We start from the raw sequence: 26,140 nt of genomic DNA, 5'->3' as shown, positions 1-26,140 counted from the left end.
TGCCTTTTTTGCTATGATCAATGGAAAATTCGCAGTGCTGTCATCATTTCACGAAAAGAAATGGCATATCGATCTGGTGAAAAAGACAAGCTCATATGCTGTCTGCCCTGAATGCGAATATACTCACGCAGTTTCTTGTTTTTCATAAGGTCCCTTGCTTCGGCTACAGCGGCCTCTACATTTCCAATTGGATAAAACTTACCAGTCTTATTATGTGTGATAAATGAACGCACACCATCCGAATCCGTGCTGAGCACCGGGCAGCCACAAGAGATGGCTTCAGCGACGGCATAACCGAATCCTTCAAGCAGGGAAGTGGACAACATGATACCTCCTGAAGCAGCGATCATGGAATAGTATGCAGGCATCTGAGAATGAGGAACATTGATGAAGATCCCAATCCGATCCTCAAGCCCGTATTCTGCCAGCATGTGCCGGAACATGACTTCATCTTCTGGATTAGCCAAAGTTGGATCGTGGAACAACCATAGCCTGGCTTCCGGATTTTTTTTGACGATTTCACTCGATATGATTAAATATTCACGCCAGTTTTTGTTGTGTTCAAGTCGTCCTACCCAAGCCAGCACCGGATAGGGTGGGGTATCCACCAAGATTGGTGCAAAGGTGTCGGTATCCAGCATATTGGGAATAACAAACCGATGAAGCCAAGGACAGATATGAATGAACATATCCAGCAGGTGGTCTGTGGGAGGTATAACGGCAGCATCGCAATGGGCCTGAAGGTATGGGACACCCATCTGTATCGTTTCCAGAGCCTGATCGCGTGTTCCGAGTCCCTGCGCTTCAAAAATAATTCGCCCGGTATAACCAAGTCCTCTCAAGCGGCCGGGCATAGCGATGTCTGAAGTGGCAATGATGGCATCATAATGATGAGTATGAATGATATGATGGATATCCTCGTCACTGGACGCGGTGAAAATGGGCGTATCACTGTTGTTCTGCAATCCCGAGCCTGTGTTGAGATACAATAGGTGCGCTTCAATGCCATGGCGTTTCAGAACAGCGGTGCGCAGTCGATTTAACGTATCCACGCCACCGCTTGGAACATAAAACGTGAATAATACTTTCACACGATTCACCCTCTGACTTTTGGTCAGGAGCACATTCTCCTGTACTCTATGTTACGTTGGCTTTAAGCGCAGGGTGTGGGTGTTGCTCAGAATGTTCACATTTTGGACAAAAATTTTTAAGCTGTCTTTTAAGTGTCATTAAGCTGAGGCTAGGATAGCTCACGTATTATACAAAGAACTTCCCGTGTCTATCATCTATCCTAAACGATGGTGCACGGGTATTTTAACGGGAAAGGATGAATGATGTGCTCGAAGTGAAACAGGTCAGCAAAGTTTACGAAGGGCAGCGCGGCGTACATCAACTGGATTTCACCATGGAACGTGGTGAGATTGTTGGCTTTCTCGGACCCAATGGTGCCGGAAAAACAACAACGATGCGTATGATTACGGGTTATGTGCATCCAACCGCAGGTTCCATTATGGTGGATGGGGTATCGGTGCATGAGCAGGGTCAGCGTGTTCGTTCCAAGATTGGGTATCTGCCTGAAACGCCGCCGCTCTATCCGGATATGACGGTGCAGTCTTATCTTAAATTCGTGGCCAATTTGCGAGATGTGCCGGCACGTGAGGTTAAACTGCGGGTCAGTGAGATGGTTAGCAGACTGGGACTTCAGAGTCGGGAAAGGCAAATGGTACGTGGGTTATCCAAAGGATACAAGCAACGCCTTGGGCTGGCAGGAGCCATTATTCACAAGCCGGATCTGCTGGTCCTGGATGAGCCAACATCGGGCCTTGATCCAAATCAGATTATCGAGATTAGGGATCTGATTCGGGAACTCGGGGAGAATCATACGGTGCTGCTCAGTACGCATATTTTGCCTGAAGTGAGCACGCTCTGTAATCGAATGTTGATCATCAATCAGGGACAGCTCGTGCTGGATGGTTCACCTCAGCATTTCGGATCAGCAATGGGGGATCAGTTCAAGGTGTCGATTGAAGTGAAGGCCACTGCGGAGCAATTACATAATGTGCTGACACCATGGGAGAAGGTACGGAGTGAAGTCATTCATGCTTCGGATGCCACTACCGCCAAAGACAATTCACTTCCGTCAGATTCAGCGGATACGGTTAAAATGTTGCTCACTGGAGAAAACTCGGAAGATTTCCGGGAGGAGCTGTTCTACCTTTTGTCAGGTGCAGGATTACCGATACTGGAGATGAAGAAGGAGAACCTGAGTCTGGAGCAAATCTTCCTGAAGCTGACCACAACCGAGGCAACAGACACAGACGCAAATTCCGAAGATGTGGATAAGGTTGCTGGGGCAGAGATGGATCACGACGTAACTTCGGACATCGACTCGTCGAGTATATCGGGAACATCAGTTAATACAGCAGCCGATGCTTTGCCCCAAGCTCGCAAAGGGGAGGAGTCCAAATGAGACGAATGATGGCGGTATGCAATAAAGAGCTGCAAGCTTATTTTCTGTCACCAACGTCCTATTTTGCTTTTGCCGTATATGTACTGATGACCAGTTTGCTGTTCTATTCAAGCTTTGTGTATTACCAGCCGAGTATTGTCGATTATCGTCTCGTGTTGGGCGATACGTTGTCCATGCTGCTGTTTGTTGTGCCATTGTTAACGATGCGACTGGTTGCAGAGGAATTCAGACAAGGAACGGATGAATTGTTGCTGACTTCTCCGGCACGAGTAACAGAAATTATTTTTGGCAAATATCTTGCTTCTCTGGCCATTCTGGTCGTGCTCATCCTGTGTAGTCTGGTGTATCCATTCATCATGTCGTTCTATGGGACACTGGATATGACGACGGTATGGATGTCTGCGCTGGGGTTATTTTTCCTGGGCGGAAGCATGATGGCGATTGGACTGTTCGCTTCTACATTATCCCAGCATCAGATGGTGTCTGCGGTGGCGGGCTTTATTATTTTGCTCGTTTTGTGGATGCTTGATTCATTCGCAGGCAATACAGGATCTGCTTTGCAACAGTGGTTGGATCCGTTTGCTCTGACCAACCGGTTCGACAGCTTCATGAAAGGTGTGCTTAGTGGGCCGGATATCTTGTATTATGTCACCCTTTCGGGTGTGTTTCTGCTGTTAAGCATTCAAATTGTGGAACGGAAGCGGTGGAGGTGAGAAGATGAAAAAATGGTTAAGTCATACCAACAGTACCGTGCTGTCCGTAGCGGTGATTGGCATCTTTATTTTGCTAACACTGTTCCTGAATTCACTTGGCGGCTTCCAGCTGGATCTGACCTCGAACAAACAATACACGTTATCTGACCAGTCCCTTACTGCGATCAAAAATGTGAAGGATGACGTCAACATTCTGGTGTTAACCGTCGAAAATGCTAACAACACCGTCCTGAACCGTGAGGTCACGGATATGGTCGAGGAATATACGAAACGCAATAGCAAGTTGAAAATAAAACAGTATAATCTGACGCAGGAACCTGCGCTTGCATCCAAATACGGCATAACAGGCAGCTCCATTGTGCTGGAGCAGGGAGATCAACACAAAGTGATTGATATCGCCAGTTTGTTCACCGCGACAGGTGACGGCAGTGACGGATCATACCAGTTCACAGGTGAGGAAAAGCTTACGCAGGCGCTCATGAATATGTCATCCACGGAGATGCACAAAATGGTGTTTTTGACTGGACATGAAGAGCTGAGTCTCGATCAGATGACTACGCTGCAATCCTCCTTGGAACAAAATAATGTGCAGACAGAAGAGTTGCAGCTGAATCAAGCAGGGAAGGTTCCGGAAGATGCAGATGTGCTCGCCATTATTGGCCCACAACGCGACCTCAGTGATACGGAAATGAAAGCCATTCGCACATATCTTAGTAATGGAGGCAAGCTTTTATTATCCCTCGGATTTGTAGAAGATATGAAATCCAGTTGGAAAAACATCGATGCCCTCATGGCTGATTATGGCGTCGTTGATGAGCATGCGGTCATGGTGGATAATCAGCAAGCCAGTACGATGGGGCCACTCTGGGTGGTGCCGGAGTATGGTACACATGCAATTACGGACAAACTCGCTGCGAGCCAATTGTATCCGATGTTGTCGTTGTCGATTGCGTTGACCAGCAAAGAACAGGATAAATATACCCTTTCACCGTTAATGCATTCTTCGAATGACAGTTATGGGGAGACGAACATCGGCGGTTTACTGCAGAATGAAACAACCAATGATGTCGAAGAGGACATTCAGGGTCCAGTGGAACTAGGGTATGCAGCCGATACGAAGGATGGCAAACCGAAGGCTGTTATTCTGGGCTCGTCCATTTTCATGCAGGATTCGGAAATTGCAAATGGCGGCAATCGGGACTTTATTTTGAATACGGTAAACTATCTGAGTGAGAAAGAAAATGGATTGACGATTCGCCCACGGGTACAAGCCGGGTATGAGATGGCATACCTGAATGGCGAACAGGCCAGAACGATTTTCTTCGTGGCTATAGTAGCATTCCCACTTCTCTTTGTTATCATTGGTGTACTCTTATGGTGGAGGCGCAGACGCGTATGAGAAAATGGGTCCCAACGATTCTGGTGGTCATCGTACTGATTGTGGGCTGGGTGTACGCAGCCAGTCAAAATTATTTTCGAGAAGAAGAAGCGGTGCAAGCCAAATTGCTCGGTATTCAATCCGGGGATATCCAATCTATTACAATTCATGACACAACGGAGGAGACATCCGGTACAGCAGCATCTTCAACCCTGACGCTTGAAAATGGTGTATGGCAGATGGTTGAGCCAAAAGCCTATCCCCTGAACGGTTACAGTGTTAGCAGTTGGCTGGATGCTCTGAGTGGTGCGAATCAGGAACTGGTAGTGGAAGAAGCGCCGACGGATCTGGATAAGTACGGATTGGGAACAGATGCTACACGTATGGATATCAAACTCAAAGATAATCGGGAGATCAAACTGGCTATTGGCGGCCAGCTTCCAGCAGATGATGCACGTTATGTGCGTGTGGATTCGGGTCCTGTGGTTGCTGTGCAAACAGAGGCGATTACCAGCATAGCTTTGTCTCGTCGTGATTTGTTGGACACTACACCTTTTAACATGGATGAGACAAATGTTGGGTCTCTGGAGTGGGAAGGTGAAGCAGCTACCTGGATGTTAACATCGACATCGAAGAACGATGCGGCAGAGCAGACTTGGACATTGAATGGAAAAACGATTGAAGCCACAGATGCCATATCTCTTATCGGCAAAATCAAAAACCTGTCGACAGCAGATGATGTTCGTAAAGCGTCCGAGCTGAAGAATTCCGTTCCCCGATTCACCCTGTCTGTTGAACAGACGGTCAATGGGCAACAAGTTCGAGATGTGTATCGAGGAATTACGGTGCCATCCGAACCGGATCAGATCTGGGTCATTACCCCGGATGGTCAATGGGCATATAGCATGGATGCAACCAGTTTAACGGAAACAGAGAAATTGCCGGATACAATTAAAGCATCCACAACTTCTTCGGAAGAGTCATCGAGTTCTGCAAATGACGAAACGACTTCCTCATCAACAGACGGGAAATGAGCGGCGCGCAAGATAAGTGATATTATTGTGTTGAGATGCAAATATTATTTCGAGGCAGTGCTGTGAACAAGCAGCACTGTTTTTTTTTATTTTAAATAGCGAAGAAACTCGGTCCACTGATCAAAACCAAAGATCAATAAGCAAGCCCAAGAACAAAACAAGAAAACCCAAATTTACAGGGTAAGGTACCATATCCTTTCAGCATATCGGTACGTACAGAAGCGCATCCTATCTTTGTGACCAAAACCAACAAACATTGGAGGATGAGTACATGCCAGCAGTCAAAAAGGCAACAGCTATTACGTTATCATTATCTACTGCAATCTTTGTAATGGCCGGTTTGACAGGTTGTGGCACGAATCGGGATACCAACAATATGCATACGCAAAGTGTTCGTCAGCAAGCCAACGGGATTAACCGTTATGGTGTGGAAACAAATGGCATGGATGGCATCCGTGCGAAAAGTTATCGCATGCATAATGTCACTGACCTGAAATCCAGTGAAGAACTGGCAAAACGCATCACGGAGATGAAGGAAGTTAAATCCGCCCGTGTCATGTTAACGGATCGTAATGCTTATGTGGCGGTTCGTTTGGCAGATGGTCATGCAGGTAAGTTGGAAAGCAAGTCCAATGGTCGTACGAGCATGCTGAATGGAACGATGCGTAATCATGCCAGTGATACCATGCGTGGGGGCAACATGAATCACGATATGGGTGGTATGCGTGTGAATGGCGGTACGGGCACAATGTCTCCGTACAGCACTAGCGGAATTGCTCCAGGATTGAACACAAATTCAGCAACGGATCGCAGCCATATGGGGAATGACCGTAGCATTTATGGAACCATGGGCACAGGCACGATTGGCATGATGCGTGGTCTGACAAATAGCGGCAAAGCACGTGGGACGGACGATGGGCATTATGGTATGAAAAGTGAAGGACAACGTGTAGATAGCACGGACGATAACACATCAGCTGAGATAAAGGGTAAGATTTCAGCCAAAATCAAGCAGTTTGCACCAAACATCGAGAATGTATATGTATCAGCCAATCCGGAGTTTGTGGAGCATGTCGAGAACTATGCCACAGATATTCGTAACGGTAAGCCGGTTAGTGGCATGATCGACACGTTCCAATCGATGGTGGAGCGCATTTTCCCAACGAACGGAACAGATACGAATCACCGTGATGGAATCCTTGACGATGGCCTGATGAACCGTAATAATAACGATGGCATGATGAACCGAATGAATCGGTAGTTTAGAATCAACAAATGAACCAATGTGCCTTTGCGCGGGTGGCAACACCAGCTGCAAAGGCGTGTTTGTTTTACATGATCTATTACATATACAACTGCACAAGTTCTATTTGGACAATGAATCACATAATATCCTGCCCATTTTTCTTATAAAACTGAACCAACGCCCTTGACCTGACATAAGATGAGTTGACTGTATCCCCTTAACCTTGTTACACCAACACAACCCGAGCAAGGAGGGGTGAACATTGAAGGGTATCGATCATAAAAGCAAATTTTTGTTGACCCACCGTGAACGCGAAGTATTCGAATTACTGGTTCAAGACAAAACAACGCGTGACATCGCAGGGCAGTTATTCATCAGCGAGAAAACGGTGCGTAACCATATTTCGAATGTGATGCAGAAACTCAATGTTAAGGGTCGTTCGCAGGCAGTTGTCGAGCTGATTAAGCTTGGAGAACTGAAGATTTAGTTGCGAATTACAGTTAGGATTAAGTAGCAGCATGAAAGCCTTTCTCTATTCTTTGTGATAAAGAATGGGGCAAGGCTTTTTTGCTGTGGTTTATATGGCATTTGATAAGCCTGGAAAGACTAAGGAGAAGGATCGAGATATGATAAAATGGATAATCTTACAGATATCTTAATGTATCAAACTCAGGATGGGAATACCAAAATTGACGTTAAGCTGGAGAATGGAACGGTATGGATGAGTCAGAAAGCTATTGCTGAGTTGTTCCAGACAACCCCTCAGAATATCACTCTTCATATCAGAAACATTTATCAGGAAAGTGAGCTAGCATCTGAATCAACTTGTAAGGAATACTTACAAGTTCAAACTGAAGGCTCAAGAGAAATTAAACGTAAAGTCAAGCACTACAATCTGGAGTTATTGAAAAGTAAGAAGACAGACCGTGAAGGCAGAGAATACCGTTACATTTGGGTTGTCGTTGCAGGAGTTGGAAACAACAAGCAAAGAGCATGATGAATAACTTATAGTACGATACAGAAAGTTTGGTTTATCGCTTTAATGCACAGATGCCAATTAGTTTCTATTTCATTAGCAATGATCAAGCTTTTTACTGTGCATAAAAATAATAAATAAAAATAACAGTTGACCAAATGAACCAAGCCAAGAGTTATTTTCTTATGGAAGTCTAAAAATAAGAAACTTCTTTACTTAATCTTAGCTCTTAAACATGTGCAAGTAACAACTTGAGATTGAAAATGGAGGAAAATTAAGAGAAAATGTCGAAAGCATCATTTATACAAAAATTTCTACAGGAGGTAAAATTAAAATGAAACTAACTCAAGAAGATTTCTATTGTGGTGCTTTTCTCTCATATCTTCTTAACAATGGTATCGTACCAGCATTATTTGAAGACCGAGCAGCATTAAACAGAAAAGTATATGATTTTACCACTGATAAGGGTGACTTTCGTGTGTATGTTAAAAGTAGTGAAAATCCAGCAAGTAAAAGTGATATGAAAAACAGTTCCATATGGAATTTTCCATTCACAGATGCTCAAATAGATGAATTGAGAACACTTTATGTTACAAATAAGCAGCTGTACTTTGCCTTTGTATGCGGGCAATCTGAGTTGAAAAACAGTAAAATAGCAGTTATTCCCGCAGATATTGCATTACGGTGTATAGATATTCATAGGGAACGCAAGTATAAAACGCAAAGCATAAAAATTAAGTATGTAAAGGGTGAATGGGATTTTAGTGTTTATGGTACTGCAAGGGATGATAAATCAAATGGACAAGATACTTCCTTTAAGGTTAGAGTTAAAAATATCGACAAACTATTTTCTAGAGAATCTGCTTAGAAAAAGAATGGACGTTACTTAGTAGAATTATTCTTATTCTATTCAGGTGGTTTATATTGAAAATATATGGATAGAGGAGAAATTGAGTGTGGAGAAAAATCATTATAACATTGGATTTATGGGACCATCGACAATTGGGAAATCGCGATTAATAAGTGCATGTATTGCTAGTGAAGAACTTGCAAATTACATCCATCATGGTAACAAAATTGGGAAAACAAAAACAAATATTATATATCGAATAAACGCACATCAAGGAAACAGTTATTCATTGAAAGAAAAAGACTTTTTATCCACTTTTTTGAAAAAGAAAGAAATTGATGGAGAAATAAAATATATTTTCAATTTTATTGAGTTTCAAAACCATTTTAAATCGATTGCTGCAACAATTGGTTTTGATGGTATTTACTCTTTTAATCAGGAAATGGATAAAATTAGTGATTTAAAAGAGTGGGTAAGTAGATTTCAAATAGAAGTTAAGAAAGATATAATTTCTAATTTAGAAGAATCAGTTGGAAAAACAAATACAGATATACTCATAGATATTTGTAATAAATTTGAGAGTGATCTAAGTTATAATGATCTATTTGATTTATATATTGAACTAGATGGTTCTGATAAAATTAAGAAGGTCCTAGCTAAATATAATTTGGATTATTTGATTTTAATAGATACAAGAGGGGTATTTGATAATACCGATAAGCTAAAACGAACATTTACAGAAGATTACATACCTGATATTAATATTTTGATGTTTAATGAAAAGGGTATGACAGATCACTTATTTGAGCAAGTTTTTAAAGAAATAGGACCTATGTTTGGTAAATCATTTGAAATTTGTATCCGGACCGCAACACATGTAGGTGCAAAAAGTGCGACAGTTGAAAATTGTATTAACCCGAGTCAACATAAATCATTCTCAAGTAAATTTCAAACAATTTTGGAACAGTTAAATTCTAAGAATGTTCTTGAAGGTGAAACTCCGTTTAATATAAGATTACGTGAAAACATAGGTACAATTTTGCCTGAAATACCTATTAGAGAAGATAATGAGCTTACAGTTGAGGAAGATAAAAATAATAATGATAAATACGATGATATTATTTTTATGCTTTTTAACAAAGTGCTTGACTTGAAAAGTAAAGAGGAAGAATCAATTAAATATATTATTGAACAAAGTAAAAACCCTGATTATAAGAAAACATTAATTGATTCAGTTGTTTTAGGTAGAGATTTAAATCTCTTCAAAAAATATGGTGAAAGATGTCATAACGCTGTGTTAGGAGCAGGGGGTCACTTAACACCAAAGCCTCAAAGCGGTAAAATAACTAGTCATATTGAGAACTTGTTTTTTTACTCGAATTCCTCGGATTGGATAGAGAACGAATACATTTGTAATATTGTGACTTACGAAGCTGCTAACTTGATTGAAGATGCAATCACAGAGGTTCGGGAGAATAGAAATAATTTATCAGATATTAATCTATCTGAATATTTGTTTATACTAAAGAATGTGTTTTATGATACTTTGGGGTTATTGTCTAAGTGGGATGCTTATAATTTTTGGAGCAGTGGGGTTACGAAAAAACGAATACCTAGAATCTATTATGAAAATGCTTGTAAAGAAACGATTAAGTTTTCTGAACAAGGTACAATATATTATACGTATTTTAAAAATAAACAGTTTGATCTAGAACACGCATCAGCCTTATTAAACTGTATCATTGAATCTGTAAAGGATTTAATTAAAGACAAACTAAACATGAACAATGTAATCACTGAAATTGAAACAAATAAAGTACGTTTAGGAAGCTAAGGACTGATTGATATGATGAACACTGAAGTACAATAAGTATAAAACCGACGTACTTCAAACCACATCTCCAATGTGATGCAGAAACTCAATGTTAAGGGTCGTTCGCAGGCAGTTGTCGAGCTGATTAAGCTTGGAGAACTGAAGATTTAGTTGCGAATTGCAGTTAGGATGAAGTAACAGCATGAAAGCCTTTCTCTATTCTTTGTCATGAAGAATGGGGCAAGGCTTTTTTGTTGTTGATTTATAGTTTATTACATCAAATGATCTGCTGTTACGGGATTGAGTCACCTAACCATCTTGTACAAAAATAAGCCACGTAATGACAACCATCCAAAGGTTATCATGACATGGCTTATGTTGAGAATTGAACATTCATTAATTCAAAGTCAATTTTGCATGGGGCTCCTGAGAAAAATTCCTCTACTACCTCAACATCGTTTCTGCTCGTATGAAATACGTATAACTCGCGTGTCGGATGGAGCTTGTGCAATTCTTTATAACCGCTCCAGGCTTCTTGAGGATTATCATAATTTTGAATTACAGCGATATCCTCTAGTTGACGTACATGGTTGCTGGAGCTTGCCTTGATTGCTTCCACAAGTACAAAACGATCTGGGTGTAATTCAGTAATCTCTTCCCATTTCATCGGCATCACCTCGCTTGGATAGTCGTATTTTTATTATAGCATAGTTGTTTAAGAATGTAGGAAGTAAGCGCATTAATTGTAATTATGTGGTACCTTATAGTTATTGAGAGACTACATAGTACCAACCAATTAAATCTGCATTAATAATGAAAGGACGAACTGAATGGACCGTTTCTTAAATGAATTCGAAGAACACTTTAGAGCAGGATTTCTCCCCGATTTGGAACAAACGCTGACTAAGGTTCAGCATGAAAAAGTATATGCTTGTGCATTTGGAACGGACAGTGATTGGGTAACGCTGTTTATGGCGGTAAATACAGAAGAATCCCTGGCGAGGCATATTTCGAATATGAAAGAGCAAGGACTGTGTGATAGTGAGGAGGATGAGATCTATTACAGATGGGGCTGCTCCGAATATCAATATGGCGAGGATACACACTTTAACCACATCAGCCGATTGTTGTATGCAACAGAAGAGGTCCGGGAGTATAAAGATGAGATCATTCGAATCATCGCCAAAGTTGTGAATGAGACAACAGATGACGTTTTTGCCCGGTATGGACTATCCAAAGCAGACATTACGTTCTTCGTTTCTCTCACAGATGACGATCTGGCGGAGGAGATCGAAAATCAATCGGTTCATCAAATGACTGTTCCCAGCTTGGCCAGCAAGTTTTTAACACGATATGATGACATGAATAAGAACGAGTTAACTTGAGTTGAGATTTGAGTTAATTGCAAATTGAATGAAAACGAATTGAATTTTAATACCGCGGAAGTCGTTCCTTTTCTTTATCCAAAGAAGAGAAGAGGCTTTTTTTAGCGTGAAAAAATGAAATAACGAATTCCTATCACTTTATCACTTGTGGATTCCTATGCATTTGAAGGAACGTCCTCCATCTTTTTTTCGAAAATGGCTGATAAAAGAGCTGCTCCAATTCCTCGAACTGTGCTTCATTCAGATGGAGATGGAGCGCTCTTTTCGCTATTTTGGCGGCAGGCGTGGAAGAAGATTTCCGTCCTCCAGCTTTTCGTTTGATTGGAATATGAAATTGCAGCAGATCTTCGAGCTGATTCCAGCCTTCCCAACTGAGCCTACCTCCGCGTTTCCAGTCGATGGCATAGAGGGCATAATAAGCATGTGCTTCTGTTTGTTTGGTAGCAATAATCCAGATGGAAGGAATAAGCTTTTCCCGTTGTCTTCGATTCATCGAATGGCTCCTTCTTTGAACACGATCATATCTCGATTCTTAATATAAAGGATACCCACTATATGTATCAAGCAGGTTGAGTGTCTATACACGTTCAGCATAATTGCAAAAAGTCGTGTGAAATTCCTCTTGATTTGCAGGATCGTCTTCATTAAAATGAAGATATAAAAATAATTTTCTTGATTTATTTAAAATAAATAAAAATAATTTTCATGCAAGTGAGGTCCTTATGGCAGCTATATTACGTGCGTTGCAGCAAGAACTGAATAATCTTCCGTCTCAGGAGCGCCGTATTGCGGAAGTCATTATGCAATCTCCATCGGATATTCCCGGCTGGACGATTAGTCATCTGGCAGAGCAGAGTGGAACGAGTGCGGCGACGGTTACCCGCTTTTGCAAGTCGTTTCATTTCAAAGGTTTTCCCGATTTCAAAATGAAGCTCGCGGCAGAATTGTCCCACGCTTCAGAGGAAACGGCGTATCAGGATATTGTCGCGGGCAACCCGCTCTCCAAAATTGTCGAAGCTATTGAAGCCAATCACCTCGCGTCTATTGCAGATACGACCCGTTTGCTGGATCTGGGCAGATTGGAGCACGCAGTGCAATTATTGTGCCAGGCTCGCCGCATTGATCTGTACGGTGTGGCTACCTCGTCGATTGTTACACAGGATTTCTATCAGAAATTGGTGCGGATTGGAAAAAATTGTACTGCTTTCTCAGACTCCCATATGCAGATTACATCCGCATCTTCGCTCGCCGAGGGAGATGTGGCGATGGCCGTATCCTATTCAGGCGAAACACCCGAAACCATCGATGCTCTGCATTGTGCCAAACAGGCCGGAGCTTCTACGATTTCACTGACTTCCTATGGCAGTAACACGCTCGCAACGGAATCCGACATTCCACTGTTCACCTCTTCTCTGGAGGAAGGCATGAGACGTGGAGATATGGCTTCACGCATTGCACTGCTGCATGTAGTCGATATTTTGTTCACAGGCATGGTAAGTGCCGACTTCGACCGTTTTATCCCCAGATTGGAACAATCCTATCACAACGTGCAGTCCTATCGCGTACAACACAACGGAGGTGCTTAAACAGATGAATATACGTATTTTTGAAAATGAAGAAGATTTGAATGCCACGGGTGCAGGAGTCATCGCCAGTTTATTGCAGACCAAACCACGTGCAGTCCTCGGACTTGCAACGGGAAGTTCGCCTGTAGGCATATATAAACAGCTTATAACGTTGTATCAAAAGGGACTGGTCAGCTTCTCGCAGGCTTCTTCATTCAATCTGGATGAGTATGTAGGGCTTCCAACAGAGCATCGCGAAAGTTACCGCAGTTTTATGAACGAACAATTATTCCATCATATTGATATGGATCTGGCCAGAACGCATGTGCCTGATGGTCAGGCTGCCGATCTGGAACAGGAATGTAAATCCTATGAACAGCGGCTGGACGATCGTGGACCGGTAGACTTACAACTATTGGGCATTGGACATAATGGTCATATTGGTTTCAATGAACCGGGAACTGAATTAACTGGACGCACACATGTTGTGGACCTGAAAGAAGAAACGCGAAAAGCAAATGCACGTTTCTTCGATAGCATCGATGAGGTTCCGGCTCAGGCGATCACGATGGGCGTCGGTACCATTTTGAAAGCCAAACAGATTCTGCTCATTGCCCGTGGCGAGGAAAAAGCCGAGATTATTCGCGAGGCGTTTATGGGTCCAATCACAACGGCCTGTCCTGCATCACTTTTGCAATGTCATCCGAATGTGGTGGTATTGCTGGATCGTGCCGCTGGGAGGCTGGTGAGATGATCGGAACGAATAGCCGTGAACCTGTGAGCCAGCATGATGAAAATATTTCGCTTCTCCGAGGCAGACTGCTCCTTGCAGATGAGATATTGGAAGACGGTTTATTAGCCTGGAGGGATGGCAAAATCCTCTATGCTGGAGTACCAGAAGGTCTGCCCGAACAGATTCGGAGAGAGGCAGTGTCTATACCTGTACCGGAACGCGGCCTCATTGTGCCTGGATTCATCGATATCCATGTGCATGGTGGGAACGGAGAAGACTTTATGGATGCAAGCCCGGAGGTGCTGGACAAGATCACATCTTTTCATAGTACGCAGGGCACGACAGCGATGCTTGCGACTTCGATGACGGCTCCGAAAGAGAGACTGGATAACGTACTTGCTGAGGTTAACCGCTACCGTTCTGTTGACATGCCATATGCACAGCTTGAGGGTGTGCACCTGGAAGGTCCCTTTTTCAGTCCGAAATGGCCTGGTGCGCAAAATCCGGAACATATCATGCTGCCTGATGTATCCTGGCTTGAAGCATGGGAAAAGCAATATCCGGGCCTAATCCGTCAAGTTACGTTGGCACCGGAACGTGAGGGAGCACTGGAAGTCATCTCATGGCTGCGGGAACAGCGGATTACAGCGGCACTCGGCCACACCGATGCGACCTATGAAGAAGTGGAGCGGGCAGTGGAAGCCGGACTGCATCATGCGGTACATACGTTCAATGCCATGACACCGCTGCATCACCGGTTACCCGGGGCTACGGGAGCCGTGCTGAGTGATCCACGCATCAGTGCCGAGGTGATTGCCGATGGTATTCACGTACACCCTGCGGCGATCTCGATCCTCGCTCAGTTGAAGCAACATGACCATCAGCTCGTGTTGATCACAGATGCCATGTCTGCTGCGGGATTGGATAATGGGGAGTACAAAATCGGCGATCTACCCGTCATCGTCAAGCATGGCGAAGCCAGACTGAAGGACGGCGGCGCACTGGCGGGAAGTACACTGACGATGATTCGCGGTTTCCGTTACCTGGTGCAGGAAGTGGGCTTGAGTCTGAACGCTGCATCACGCGCAGCAAGTCTGACCCCGGCACGACTGCTGGGTATTGATCACCGGACAGGTTCCCTGGCTCAAGGAAAGCAGGCAGATATTATTTTGCTGAATGCGGAGCTGGATATTGAAGGTGTGTGGGTGAAGGGCAGACGGATTAGTGAGTAAGCTAATTTGTTTAAGATGTGAGGAATAAGGAAAAGATAATTTTTTAGTGTTAGAATAATATTTGTTGTTAGGCTTAAATTTTTCCATTGGACGTGTACTCATGCTAAGATGTTAAAAGCTCATGGTGCTTTATTTTGTATGAATGTTTGTTATCTACGAACTTTCATTATAAATGAATGCGTACATGGGCTATTTATAATTTCAGCATTGTTTCCCACATAGTATAATCAAATTATGTAGAGACTGTATTAGGAATAAACAGTAGAAATTTTATGGGGGAAATCTATATGGCTATCGCTGAATCGGGAGGTCCAACAACCCAATCTGGAATTTTGTATCAAAATGGAATAGCTGCTTTGTACATTGGGAAAATGCTTGATTCAAGACGGGGTAAAACGTCTAAAAAAATTGTCGAAGTTAGAGTAGAAGCTCCTGAACATGTGGATGATATTGTTATTACCTATGCGAATGGTACAAAGAGATATATTCAAGTAAAAGAGTCAGTAAAGAAGAGTAATAAAATAGATAGCCCTTGGGGTAAGATGTGGACTGATTTTGAAGCCCAATTTAATAGTAGTTCTTTTTCAAAAGGAAGAGACAAATTAATTCTATACTGTGGTTTACACAAGGATGAGATTGTTTTAACTCAGCATCTGGCTAAACGAGCATGCTCATGCAAAAGCTTTGAGGAGTGGCAAGGTAGACTTAACGGAGCAGATGTAGCATTACTTGACCACTTGAGAGCCTTTCTGTCAACTGAATTAAACAATAACAACGACCTCTTACTTCTGTTCTTTTCGAGTATAGATGTAAGCATTTACACTAGAGAGGTTGTAGAAGCCGATTTAATATTGCTTCGGATGCCAGAGTCTAACCATACGGCTTCTGTATTGTTCTCACTCTTACGAGACAGAGTGGGAGATGTTGCTCGAATTCGCGGTACACACACATCTGAAAACCTGAAGGATTGGCTTGGAGAAAACAATATTTTAATATCAGAACCAGTGTCTCATGCAGAGTTACGTTCTTCCATTTATTCATGTAGTTCTATTTTGAGATATCAAAAAAACACGTTAGGGAAAACGGGTATAACTGTTTCGAGGGAGATTCACAAAGATATTTCTGAATGGCTTCTTAAAACAACTGATGAGAATCCTCTCGGGGTTCTTCTGGATCTGGCCGGTACTGGAAAAAGCGTACTCCTTCAAGAAATCCTTATGGAAATGCAAAATCAAGAAGTAAATGTTCTCGCAATTAAAGCAGACCAGCAGCTCTCAGGTGTAAAAAGTATGGAAGATATACAGACCAAGCTTGATCTCCCTTTTCGTGTAGAACGGCTTGTAAGTAATCTATCGGTCAGTAAACCATTTGTTGTGTTGATAGACCAAATTGATGCCCTTTCTTTGTCCATTGCTCATGATCAGCAGGCATTAAATATGACGTTAGACCTAATTTCAAGATTGCGTTCGATTCCAAACGTACGAATTCTCATTAGTTGTCGAAAATTCGATTTTGAGAGTGATCCTAGATTGAAAAATATAGAGAATAACAAAGTATTCTCTATTGGAGAATTTTCCGAAAATGAGGTCAAGGTAGCTCTCGGCAAAGTAGGTTTAGAGTACACTTTATTGCTGCCTTCAACCCAAAAGTTGTTAAAGATCCCGTTACATTTAAATCTTTTTCTTATGGCCTATGAAACTGTAGAAGATAAATTAGTACTACAAGATAGAGGCTTGTCAAGTCTTCAAGAGCTGTATCAGCTATTGTGGGAACAGGTTATTATGAAGCAACAATCTGATTCACCACGTTCTTGGGAGCGAGAACAAGTTCTAACTCATATGGCACAATATATGGATCGTGAACAGAAGATTACTATGCCCAAATCTTTTTTCACTCAGAGGGAGACAAATGAGTTGGAAGGCGCTCTCAACTGGTTGCTAAGTGAAGGCATAATATTTAGCGAAGGAAACCTACTTAGTTTTTTTCATCAAACTTTCTTTGATTACTGCTATGCAAGAGATTTTAATCAGCAGGGTTGTTCGTTGGTGGACACTTTAATAGCATCCCCTCAAGGCTTGTTTCAGCGCCCTCAGTTGGTACAAGTGTTATCGTACCTACGAGGACAGCAGAACCAACGCCCTTACCTTTTACAACTTAACGAGCTTCTGAAGACTGATAATTTACGCTATCATCTAAAAAATCATTTGTATCGATGGTTTGCAAGTATTTCTAATCCAACGGAACAGGAATGGAGATTACTCAAGCGAATGTCTGTTGATTTGAGCATACGCTCCCAATTATTACAATTTTCATATGGAAACCCAGGATGGTTTGATTATTGGAGGGTCGACGTACTATCGGAGTTATTGGATAGTAATGAAGAAGATAAAGAAATTGAAGCCTTCCATTATCTATGTTCGATGGTGAACATAAGACAAGAAGAGGTCATGAAGTTTCTACATCCTTATTATACAAAGTGTCAGCATTTGGAGAAGATTGTTTGTGATATTATCCTACAAATTCGCGTATGGAAGAGTCCTGAAGCTGTGAAATTTTTGGAAACTGTAATCATGAAAAAGATAGAGCTGGATAACAATTATTCATACTTTGGTTGGGAGGAACTTGTACATTATGATCCAAAAGCAGTATGCCGGATTATTCGCAATTTTATGTTTGGGGCTTTAGAAGCTTATAAAAAGAAGAGACACGAACGTAAGCAAGCGCAGAGTTCCACTCATGAGTTCAGTTTTATTTCTCTAAAGGGAGAAATGAACAAACTGGTTTCAACGACACTTGAGGAGGCTTTTCAAGTTGTAGTGAATAAGGAGGCGTTATATTTTTTAGACAGCTTCATTCCTTGGCTTAATGAAGCGGTTAAAGTAGATTACTATGATCGTCCGGTATTCAATGAAACTTTCATTTCAGATTCACTATTTAGGCATTGGTATGATAGGGTTTTAGTCGAATTCGATAGTGTACTGCAGGATGTATGTGTAAAAGCGTTATTAAAAGTAGCACATGATGCGCCTCAAGCATTTATTGAAAGAATCGAATCCTTGTCCGAAATGCCTTATGAATCAATACAGTTTTTAGTTGCTCATATATTGCGTCAAGTACCAGGTCAATATCTAGCTCTTTCACTGCAATTTCTGTTAGGTGATCCTCGTAGGTTAAGCATTGGTCATGAGGATTTTGAGAGTAGACATTTAATTATAGCTATAGTTCCGTATTTAAAAGAATCTGAGTGTCGAGCTTTAGAGAATTTTATATTAACCAGATTGCCTATAATAAAGGAATGGAAACGAGATGGATATCGGTTTCATGATCGTAGCCAATTGGGATTACTGGAGGCTATGTCTTGGGAGAAACTTAGTTCTAAAGGTAAAAAACGATTTCAGGAACTGGGAAGGAAATTTCCTGATTACTCTATAAACGATAACCCTCGTCGAATGAGAAGTGGAGCAATAGGTTCTCCAATTAACAGAGAGTCGGCTCGGAAAATGACTGACCTACAATGGATGAGAGCAATGTCTAAATATCAAGGAAAGGTTAGACACTCGGAATGGTTAAAAGGTGGGGCAGGGTCCTTGTCATCAGTGCTACAAGAGTTTGTGAAAGAGGAACCTCAGCGATTTTTTGAATTATTTAATTTGATAGAAATTGATCTTGACCAGCACTATGTAATTGCCTTCATAAATGGTTTTGCAGAATCAAGTAGTTCCTCTAACTTGTTATTTCAAGCAATTGTTCGTTTTGAAGATCATAATGATAGAAATGTACAACGCACCATTGCATGGGCTGTCCAAAAACACACAAATCAAAATGTGCCGAGTTTAACCATAAAACTGATGAACAAATATTTGTATGATGAGACATTAACAGAAACTGAATATATTAAAAAACCTTCATCAGCATATCTTAATACAGTTCGAGGTTCTGCAATGTATGCTTTAATGAAGATTTACAAAGATCAGGAATGTGAGAAGTGGGGTATCCTTAATTATGCAGCTCGTAGTAGCGATATATCTTTAAGGGCTGGTGCTATTGAAGAATTACCCTATATGATTCGTTATGATCGTGAGCGTACAATAGATTTATTTGAGCAAACTGTTGATGGATACACTCAATTATATCAGATGTCAGATACACACGAATTCGTTTACTGGGCAATGGGAAAACCGTTTGAACGTTTGATTCCGTTTCTGAATGGATTCCTAGTTGAAGAGAATGAGGATAGCCAACAACGAGGAGCGGAACTCGTTGCTTTATCTTATATTTCAAATGATTTGTTCGAGAGTCAATTGATTAATAAACAAATGGAAAAATTATTGAAACAAGTAATCGTTGGGAATGTTGCTCACCGTCGAGGGGTTGCTAGGATATTTTCTTATAATGTACTAGATGATTCACCAGATGAGTTTCTTATAAATGGGTTATACAAGTTTATGAATGATGAAGACGAAGAGGTACGTCGTCAGGCAACTTTTTTCTTGTATGACATTAAGAAGAAAAATCGAAATCTTAGTAAAACTCTTCGTGATTTGATTTTGGTCTTGGTTCAATCAAAATCCGTGACTCACATCGGATATCAATTGGGTAAAATTATATGGGAGAGTGCACTTGATTATCCAGAGTGGGCATTGACCGTCATTAAAAAGTTGTTAATGAATGAACATGTTCGAAATAAAGAGGAAAGAGGAATTATGAATATTAAAGACTTGGTGTATGCAGTTTTAAATATTTATACTGATCCATTATCTGATGAAGAACTTCAGAATCGAGCAATGGATACTTTCGATAATTTAATGGAGTTGTATTCCATGCAAGCTCAATCTGTTCTAGCTGAGTGGGATCGTCACTAGAGCGTTGAACTATTTTAAATAATTATCATTGATGTATGTTTTAATAGAATTGGTAAGAAGAACAAGTAGCTTATTATTGTGTAGACTTGACTCTGAACATACTGCTGATAACAGACAACCCCTTGCACAATATGTTAAAATAGATCTCAAAAAGACGGGATCTGCGGATCACGCATAACGGAGGCGTGAAACATGGAACGTAACGCTATGCTCGAACATGATCCGTTCATCACAGTGTTGGCGGAGAAGTTGCACATACACGGATATTATGCCTTTTATGGCGAGCATTACAATGAGACCGATATGGAGCAGTACCGCAGGCATCTGTTCACATCATTCAGCAACATCGTATGGGTAGAGCTGGATGCACGCAAAAAGTATATGATTGTGGACCATCGTGGACGCAACACGGTCATGAAACTGATCGAAGGTATGCTGAACACGCGCAGAATTCTGCGAGCGAACCAGGCAATGGCGGGCACGGACACCTCTGGAGTCCAGCAGGAGATCGCGCATTTATCCAAGCTTGTGCACATGCTGAAATTTACGAGTTTCCGCACATAAGTGGCGTGAGTAGCGCTAACGAACCTGTGAAGCCTTATTTCCAATGATTTTGCTGTCATACAAAATGTAACGAATCTCAGATACGCATTTAGTACAATTTAGTGATATTCTGCTACCCAAACATGCTTACAGCACAAATAAAGTGTCTATGATTCGTTAGATTTTCAAACCTGCGAAATTTCAAGTAATAAGGCTTGTGAGGTTTTTTAGACGACTGTTGTGCATTCTCGATTAAGGTTATGTGTGTTATGTGTCAGTCCTAGATAGTAAACAGTAAATGAAAGAGAGAGTCCTGTCATCGCTGACGGAACTCTCTTTATTTTCTTTATACAACGACTCTTCAGTTCAGCAACAACCATATTCACTCATGGAATCGTTCAACGGGGATGCAAGCTTCTGAAGCTAACTCATGTATTAACTCTTATCTTACTAGTTTGGCACAATCAATAGAATTATGATAACAAAGCTTCCTAAAAGATCACAAAGTTACTCACCGAATCCTACAGATATCTCCAAAGATCTATCCGCATCCACAGATCCATCCAACATTCCTTCATTCATCTTATGTCTGAATCGTCATTAAAAGCAGTTATCTAAACGAAGTTACAAAACTGCTGAACAGCGTCCGAACATCATACTGATACTTGTTGATCGGCTCAATCGGCCGGTTCTCTCCGAGAAGAGTGTAGACGGCGATCCGTGCTGCCCGGACTGAATATTCTTCGGTGAATACCACGTCATCGGGAATTTCGCAGAATTGGCTAATGAAGGCCAGGTTAGTGGAGCCATCAGGCACAACCTTTGGTCGATCGCTGTTCAGTCTTGGCATGAATTGCGCTGTAATGTAAGGCATCATGCATGGAATACAGTTGGCGGTAGCCATGATGGCCTCTTGATGTTCCTGGAAATGAAGATGGCCGATTAACTCCTGCATAATCTCTTCCCCGGTACAATCGCACATTCTTTTTTTCACGTAGTCGCCCACGTTATCCGGGTATAATCCGTATCCCCAGAATACGTTGACATGCTCAGGCTGACCACGGAAATGCGGTTGGAAGGCCAGAACGACAGACATGAACCAGCTGGAATCCTTGAAAGTAACCAGAGCGCCGGTACCTGCCCGGTTACGTGTGAATTTCTCCATCAGATCAAAGAAAACCGAATCCTGGAAGGTGACCGTAAACGATTCCCATTTGGACTCATCCACATGATCATTAAAAGAAGAAGGGTTGCCTAGCAACGGTTTCTTGGCGGCAATGTTCTCCCACAGCTTCCATGAGCTGCCCTTGCCATTCAGTTTTGGGGCGGAAGTCATGGAGCCGATGTCGGCACCTTCGGTCATCGAACCGTTCGTGACAATGACCAGATCGCCTTCATGAATGTCGATGATCTCCTCGGTACCGTCGCGTCTTACATGCATCCGAATTACCGTAATGCCGTCGCCGTCTTTGAAATCCAGATCTGTGACGGTACATTTCAGCGTGAAATCTACGCCAAACGGTTCCAGGTAGTTATGCAATGGAAGGATGATTGAGTCATATTGGTTGAAAGGCGTTCGGGTAACACCTTCCAGCGTTTGGATTCTCGGGAATTCGTGAAAAAAGCGAAGCATGTATCTTTTGAATTCCACGGCGCTATGCCAAGGTTGGAAGGCGAAGGTGGTCGCCCACATATACCAGAAGTTCGTTTTGAAAAAATGATGGCCAAACCAGTCGTTGATTCGCAATTTCCCCAGCGTGTCTTCAGGAGTAATAATCAGTTTGCCCATCGCCAACCTGTCCGCCATATCAAAACCCATGGAGAGCACATCTTCGACCTTGCCGTCACGGTTGACGAGCCGCGCATTGGAATGTGTGGGATTGGTTTCGTCAAATTCGGTAATTTCCTGTCGGACAGATATGCCCGGACGGTCGATGGAAGGAATGGAAGCCAGCAACTCCCAGAGATTCTCATAGGCCTCGTCATTGAGCATCCGCCCGCCGCGGATGATATATCCTTGATCGGGATTACCAGCTCCGTCATTGCTGCCGCCGAGAATCGGCATTTCTTCGATAATGTGAATGTGTTCTCCAGGAAAGCCACAATCTCTGACCAGATAAGCTGCACCCGCCAAAGATGCAATGCCGCCGCCTACAAAATAGACCTGTTTATTACCATGTTCTTTCTTCACGATCATTCGCCTCCAAAAGTTACTGTAATCACATCCCTAATGTAAACCTTGCAGGTCCCGTAAGGTATGATCAAAAGAAAGGGAGTGTCCAGTTTTTGGTCACTTTTGGAAAGGTGTCTAAAACCTAGGCTTAGATCACATACGAAAAAAGCCGCGCATCCTAATCAGATGGCAGCTTATTCTCATACTTGTGCAGTGCCCTCAGGACATTGCCTTCGATCAGCTCGCTGAGCTTCTCAATAATCTGTTTTGGCGGTTCTTGCATGTCGCCTCTCATCCACTGAATGATCAGCCCAGTAAAGGCCAGGGTATAGAAGTTGGCGACAAACTCTTTGTCTTCACTGCGGACCTTAATCCCACAGGCCAGCTCATCAATAACACCCATGATCAGATCATGAGTTACTTCATAGAGGTATACATCCAAGTGGGTGCGCCCGAGCGAGTTGAGCGTGTTGCAGCAGAACGTTTTGTTGTTCTCGATGTAACAAAAAAATTTATTGAATCCGTCCGTCCATGTGCTGTAGCTTCGGTACGCCGTAAGACTCTCCACCGCTTCAGTCTGATAGATCCACCCAAGTAGTGCGTAAATATCCTGAAAATGATAATAAAAGGTTTGCCGGTTCACGCAGCAATGGTCAACCAGATGTTTGACTGTAATCTTGTTCAGCGGGGTGTGCTCCATCAGTGATTTAAGCGAGTGAGCCAACGCATTTTTGGTCAGGTGAGAAGCAGACACAACATTCACCTCATCATTTTGGATTAGCTTGCTGGGGCATAACAGCAGGTAAACACTCATGGCAAAAGCCCCGCGCCGAAGTCGCCGAACATAAGCAAGTCAAAACGCAGGAATCCCTAAAGATCCTCCCCTCCACAAAACCCCTTTAGCTATCAACATCTTCGTTACCCGATCCGCAACATACTCCATAAGGGTGCATTCTAAATATCAATCGTTTCAACCAAAGCTTCAAAAGGCACCGCTTGTCTTGTCTCTATCACAAATCCTTAAAAATTAATCGTCGTCAAAAACCAGTCACAATAAAGCAACCACGGTAAGAGCCTGAAACCTAGTGAAGGAGACCGAATCAAAAAAAAAGGACTATAAGGTCGCTTATGTTATCTCTAATATACTAAACCATTAAAACCGAGACCCCGTCTATAAAATCAGTCATAGGAACAACGATAACGAAGTTATCGAGAAAAAAATCGAAAAAGTGTTCAGTAGCCCATCGTTAAGGTAATCTATCACACTAACCCATCAAAGTGAGACTCAATCCTTCGAAGCAGCCATGATAAAGCAAGCTGTACGTAATGATCGAGACAAAATCAAGAAACGTCCTATAGGGCTGCCATGTTGTTATCACTAATACACTAACCCATTTAAAAGTAAGTCTCCATCGTCTCCATCATAAAAAGAGACCATGAAAAAAAACTACAATTTCACCAAAGAACCAAAGAACAAAGAATAAAGAAACAAAATAAATAACAAAAAAACGACCCGAAGGCCGTTCTTTGTTTTCCCCATTACACTAACCAATCAATAGTTAGGCTCAATCTTTAAAATCAGTCATGCGAGAAGCTGCAACGTAGTGGAGGGGACGAAATCGATTCTGAAGAAGCGGAGCGTTCGCCTTTATCGTCGGATTTTACCCTTTGAGAAGGGGAATCCAAAAAATCCGACGATAACAGCGATCTAAAGAACGATTCGGCCCCGGAACGTCCACTCAGCACGCTCTCATGAACTGGTTTTAAACACGATGATTACAAACTCTTCAAGAACTGAACAATCGTCAACAACCCTTTATCAAAGTTCTCCAGGTTGAAGTGCTCGTTCGGAGCATGGAGGTTCTCATCCGGCAAGCCAAAGCCCATCATGACAGCAGGGATTTCGAGTACACGTGAGAGCTTCTCAACAATCGGAATGGAGCCGCCATCTTTGGTAAAGAGGGCACGAACGCCATACACGTGCTCATACGCGTCTGCTGCTTTTTGCAGAATTGGATTGGAAGGATCGGTGTTGAAAGCAAAAGCTTTCTCGATCTGTTTCACATGCAGCGTTGCACCCGGTTGAACGTGAGCGCGCAGATGTGCTTCGATACGATCCAATACATGTTGTGGATCTTGATCCGCGACAAGGCGGCATGTAATTTTGGCATGAGCTTCCTTTGGAATAACCGTTTTGCTGCCTTCGCCTTGGAAACCACCCCATACGCCGTTCAGTTCCAATGTTGGACGAGCGCCAACACGTTCCACGAATGAGTAACCTTCTTCGCCGTATAATTGCTCCAGCCCGAGGTCTTGACGAAGCTGTTCCTCATTGAAGCCCTGTTTTACAAATTCTTCTCTCATCTCAGGAGACAGTGGCAGTACGCCGTCATAGAAACCATCTACACTTACACGGCCTTGCTCATCATGCAACGAAGCGAGCAGGGATACGAGTGCATGCAGTGCGTTGGGTACTCCGCCACCAAATGAACCGGAGTGCAAGTCGGTATTGGCTGTGTTCAGATCGACGTGAAGTGAGCATAGGCCACGCAGGCCAGTGGAGATTGCCGGTTTTCCTTTTTCAAGCAGGGACGTATCCGAGATCAGTACCATGTCTGCACGCAGCTTGTCTGTATGTTCATTCAGATAGATGGGCAGGTTCGGGCTGGAGATCTCCTCTTCACCTTCGATACAGAACTTGATATTAACTGGAAGTTCCTTGTTTTCAGCGAGAATGGCTTCAACTGCCTTGATATGTAGGAAGATCTGTCCTTTGTCATCCGTCGCGCCGCGGGCATACAGCTTGCCATCACGAACGGTAGGTTCGAACGGAGGCGTCTCCCACAGGTGAAGCGGATCAACAGGTTGTACATCATAGTGTCCATAGATCAGAGCCGTTGGTTTGCCGGGTGCATGCAGGTGATCTGCATAGACAATCGGATGTCCAGCCGTTTGAATGACCTCAACGTTTTCCATGCCTGCACGTGTGAGCGCATCTGCTGCCCATTGTGCTGCACGATTAATATCCTCTTTATGCTCTGAAATGGCAGAGATACTTGGAATGGACAACCATTCATTCAGTTCTGCCAGGTGTTTTTCTCTATTTTGTTCAAAATAAGTCTGTTCTTTCATTAAAAAGGCCTCCTTCATGTTTGCTATATCTCATT

The 26,140-nt window shown here is 42.6% G+C and carries 21 protein-coding genes and 1 pseudogene; 16 read left to right on the top strand and 6 right to left on the bottom strand.

All coding sequences use genetic code 11. The features are described 5' to 3' along the window. Positions 1-17: 17 nt before the first annotated feature. Positions 18-1,091 carry a glycosyltransferase family 4 protein gene (locus tag ACE04G_RS28330; protein WP_486095292.1) on the bottom strand — a complete coding sequence of 358 codons (1,074 nt, stop codon included), beginning with the start codon at positions 1,089-1,091 and terminating at the stop codon, positions 18-20. A 245-nt stretch (positions 1,092-1,336) separates the two neighbouring features. Here ACE04G_RS28330 and ACE04G_RS28325 point away from each other — a divergent pair, with 245 nt between their 5' ends. The 10 genes and pseudogenes from ACE04G_RS28325 to ACE04G_RS28280 all read left to right on the top strand — a co-directional run. Then, a complete protein-coding gene (locus ACE04G_RS28325) occupies positions 1,337-2,470 on the top strand; it encodes an ABC transporter ATP-binding protein (RefSeq protein WP_339305502.1) in 1,134 nt (377 codons plus the stop codon). After that, positions 2,467-3,183, top strand: a complete 717-nt coding sequence (locus ACE04G_RS28320; protein WP_017692528.1) for an ABC transporter permease subunit — start codon at positions 2,467-2,469, stop codon at positions 3,181-3,183. The genes ACE04G_RS28325 and ACE04G_RS28320 overlap by 4 nt, the downstream gene beginning before the upstream one ends. Before the next feature lie 4 nt (positions 3,184-3,187). Further along, the gene (locus tag ACE04G_RS28315; protein WP_449004628.1) at positions 3,188-4,582 is read left to right on the top strand and encodes a GldG family protein; all 1,395 of its coding nucleotides are present in this window, start codon (positions 3,188-3,190) and stop codon (positions 4,580-4,582) included. Then, positions 4,579-5,595 (top strand): DUF4340 domain-containing protein, encoded by a 1,017-nt coding sequence (locus tag ACE04G_RS28310; protein WP_449004629.1) that lies wholly within the window; start codon positions 4,579-4,581, stop codon positions 5,593-5,595. The genes ACE04G_RS28315 and ACE04G_RS28310 overlap by 4 nt, the downstream gene beginning before the upstream one ends. Before the next feature lie 271 nt (positions 5,596-5,866). After that, entirely contained in the window at positions 5,867-6,856 is a 990-nt protein-coding gene (locus ACE04G_RS28305; protein WP_221820917.1) for a YhcN/YlaJ family sporulation lipoprotein, read from the top strand. Between the two features lie 247 nt (positions 6,857-7,103). Continuing rightward, on the top strand, positions 7,104-7,328 hold the full coding sequence (locus ACE04G_RS28300) for a helix-turn-helix domain-containing protein (RefSeq protein ID WP_017692532.1): 225 nt from the start codon (positions 7,104-7,106) through the stop codon (positions 7,326-7,328). A 147-nt stretch (positions 7,329-7,475) separates the two neighbouring features. Further along, complete coding sequence (locus ACE04G_RS28295) at positions 7,476-7,838, top strand: virulence RhuM family protein (RefSeq protein ID WP_221820916.1); 363 nt, start codon at positions 7,476-7,478, stop codon at positions 7,836-7,838. A 313-nt stretch (positions 7,839-8,151) separates the two neighbouring features. After that, positions 8,152-8,685 (top strand): hypothetical protein, encoded by a 534-nt coding sequence (locus ACE04G_RS28290; RefSeq protein WP_221820914.1) that lies wholly within the window; start codon positions 8,152-8,154, stop codon positions 8,683-8,685. An 88-nt stretch (positions 8,686-8,773) separates the two neighbouring features. Continuing rightward, positions 8,774-10,501, top strand: a complete 1,728-nt coding sequence (locus ACE04G_RS28285; RefSeq protein ID WP_449004630.1) for a hypothetical protein — start codon at positions 8,774-8,776, stop codon at positions 10,499-10,501. A 57-nt stretch (positions 10,502-10,558) separates the two neighbouring features. Continuing rightward, positions 10,559-10,651 (top strand): annotated as a pseudogene (locus ACE04G_RS28280) (LuxR C-terminal-related transcriptional regulator); the annotation flags it as partial. A gap of 202 nt (positions 10,652-10,853) precedes the next feature. Here ACE04G_RS28280 and ACE04G_RS28275 read toward each other — a convergent pair. Further along, a complete protein-coding gene (locus tag ACE04G_RS28275; protein ID WP_221820909.1) occupies positions 10,854-11,147 on the bottom strand; it encodes a hypothetical protein in 294 nt (97 codons plus the stop codon). Between the two features lie 163 nt (positions 11,148-11,310). Here ACE04G_RS28275 and ACE04G_RS28270 point away from each other — a divergent pair, with 163 nt between their 5' ends. Then, positions 11,311-11,865 (top strand): DUF4303 domain-containing protein, encoded by a 555-nt coding sequence (locus tag ACE04G_RS28270; protein ID WP_221820908.1) that lies wholly within the window; start codon positions 11,311-11,313, stop codon positions 11,863-11,865. A 133-nt stretch (positions 11,866-11,998) separates the two neighbouring features. On the opposite strand, the gene ACE04G_RS28265 is transcribed toward ACE04G_RS28270, so the two are convergent. Next, on the bottom strand, positions 11,999-12,358 hold the full coding sequence (locus ACE04G_RS28265; RefSeq protein ID WP_221820906.1) for a hypothetical protein: 360 nt from the start codon (positions 12,356-12,358) through the stop codon (positions 11,999-12,001). Between the two features lie 229 nt (positions 12,359-12,587). Here ACE04G_RS28265 and ACE04G_RS28260 point away from each other — a divergent pair, with 229 nt between their 5' ends. From ACE04G_RS28260 to ACE04G_RS28240, 5 genes are all read left to right on the top strand, one after another. Continuing rightward, positions 12,588-13,451, top strand: a complete 864-nt coding sequence (locus ACE04G_RS28260) for a MurR/RpiR family transcriptional regulator (protein WP_221820904.1) — start codon at positions 12,588-12,590, stop codon at positions 13,449-13,451. Between the two features lie 4 nt (positions 13,452-13,455). Then, positions 13,456-14,184: a glucosamine-6-phosphate deaminase gene (gene nagB, locus ACE04G_RS28255; RefSeq protein ID WP_221820902.1), complete on the top strand. Its 729-nt coding sequence runs from the start codon at positions 13,456-13,458 to the stop codon at positions 14,182-14,184. After that, positions 14,181-15,395: an N-acetylglucosamine-6-phosphate deacetylase gene (nagA, locus tag ACE04G_RS28250; protein ID WP_221820900.1), complete on the top strand. Its 1,215-nt coding sequence runs from the start codon at positions 14,181-14,183 to the stop codon at positions 15,393-15,395. Before nagB ends, nagA begins: the two co-directional genes overlap by 4 nt. Before the next feature lie 287 nt (positions 15,396-15,682). Beyond that, complete coding sequence (locus ACE04G_RS28245; protein ID WP_339305497.1) at positions 15,683-20,257, top strand: hypothetical protein; 4,575 nt, start codon at positions 15,683-15,685, stop codon at positions 20,255-20,257. A gap of 192 nt (positions 20,258-20,449) precedes the next feature. Continuing rightward, positions 20,450-20,821 carry a hypothetical protein gene (locus tag ACE04G_RS28240; RefSeq protein ID WP_221820896.1) on the top strand — a complete coding sequence of 124 codons (372 nt, stop codon included), beginning with the start codon at positions 20,450-20,452 and terminating at the stop codon, positions 20,819-20,821. Positions 20,822-21,410: 589 nt separating this feature from the next. Here ACE04G_RS28240 and ACE04G_RS28235 read toward each other — a convergent pair. The 3 genes from ACE04G_RS28235 to ACE04G_RS28225 form a co-directional block, all read right to left on the bottom strand. Further along, entirely contained in the window at positions 21,411-22,997 is a 1,587-nt protein-coding gene (locus tag ACE04G_RS28235) for an oleate hydratase (RefSeq protein WP_339178957.1), read from the bottom strand. 154 nt (positions 22,998-23,151) lie between these two features. Then, on the bottom strand, positions 23,152-23,787 hold the full coding sequence (locus ACE04G_RS28230) for a TetR-like C-terminal domain-containing protein (RefSeq protein WP_339178955.1): 636 nt from the start codon (positions 23,785-23,787) through the stop codon (positions 23,152-23,154). A gap of 962 nt (positions 23,788-24,749) precedes the next feature. After that, positions 24,750-26,105, bottom strand: coding sequence for a dipeptidase (locus ACE04G_RS28225; protein ID WP_449004631.1), 1,356 nt, complete (start codon positions 26,103-26,105; stop codon positions 24,750-24,752). Positions 26,106-26,140 lie beyond the last annotated feature (35 nt).

The sequence above is a fragment of the Paenibacillus sp. AGC31 genome, from assembly GCF_057334655.1.
The sequence above is the reverse complement of the archived record's forward strand: the minus strand, read 5'-3'. Positions and strand labels throughout refer to the sequence as shown.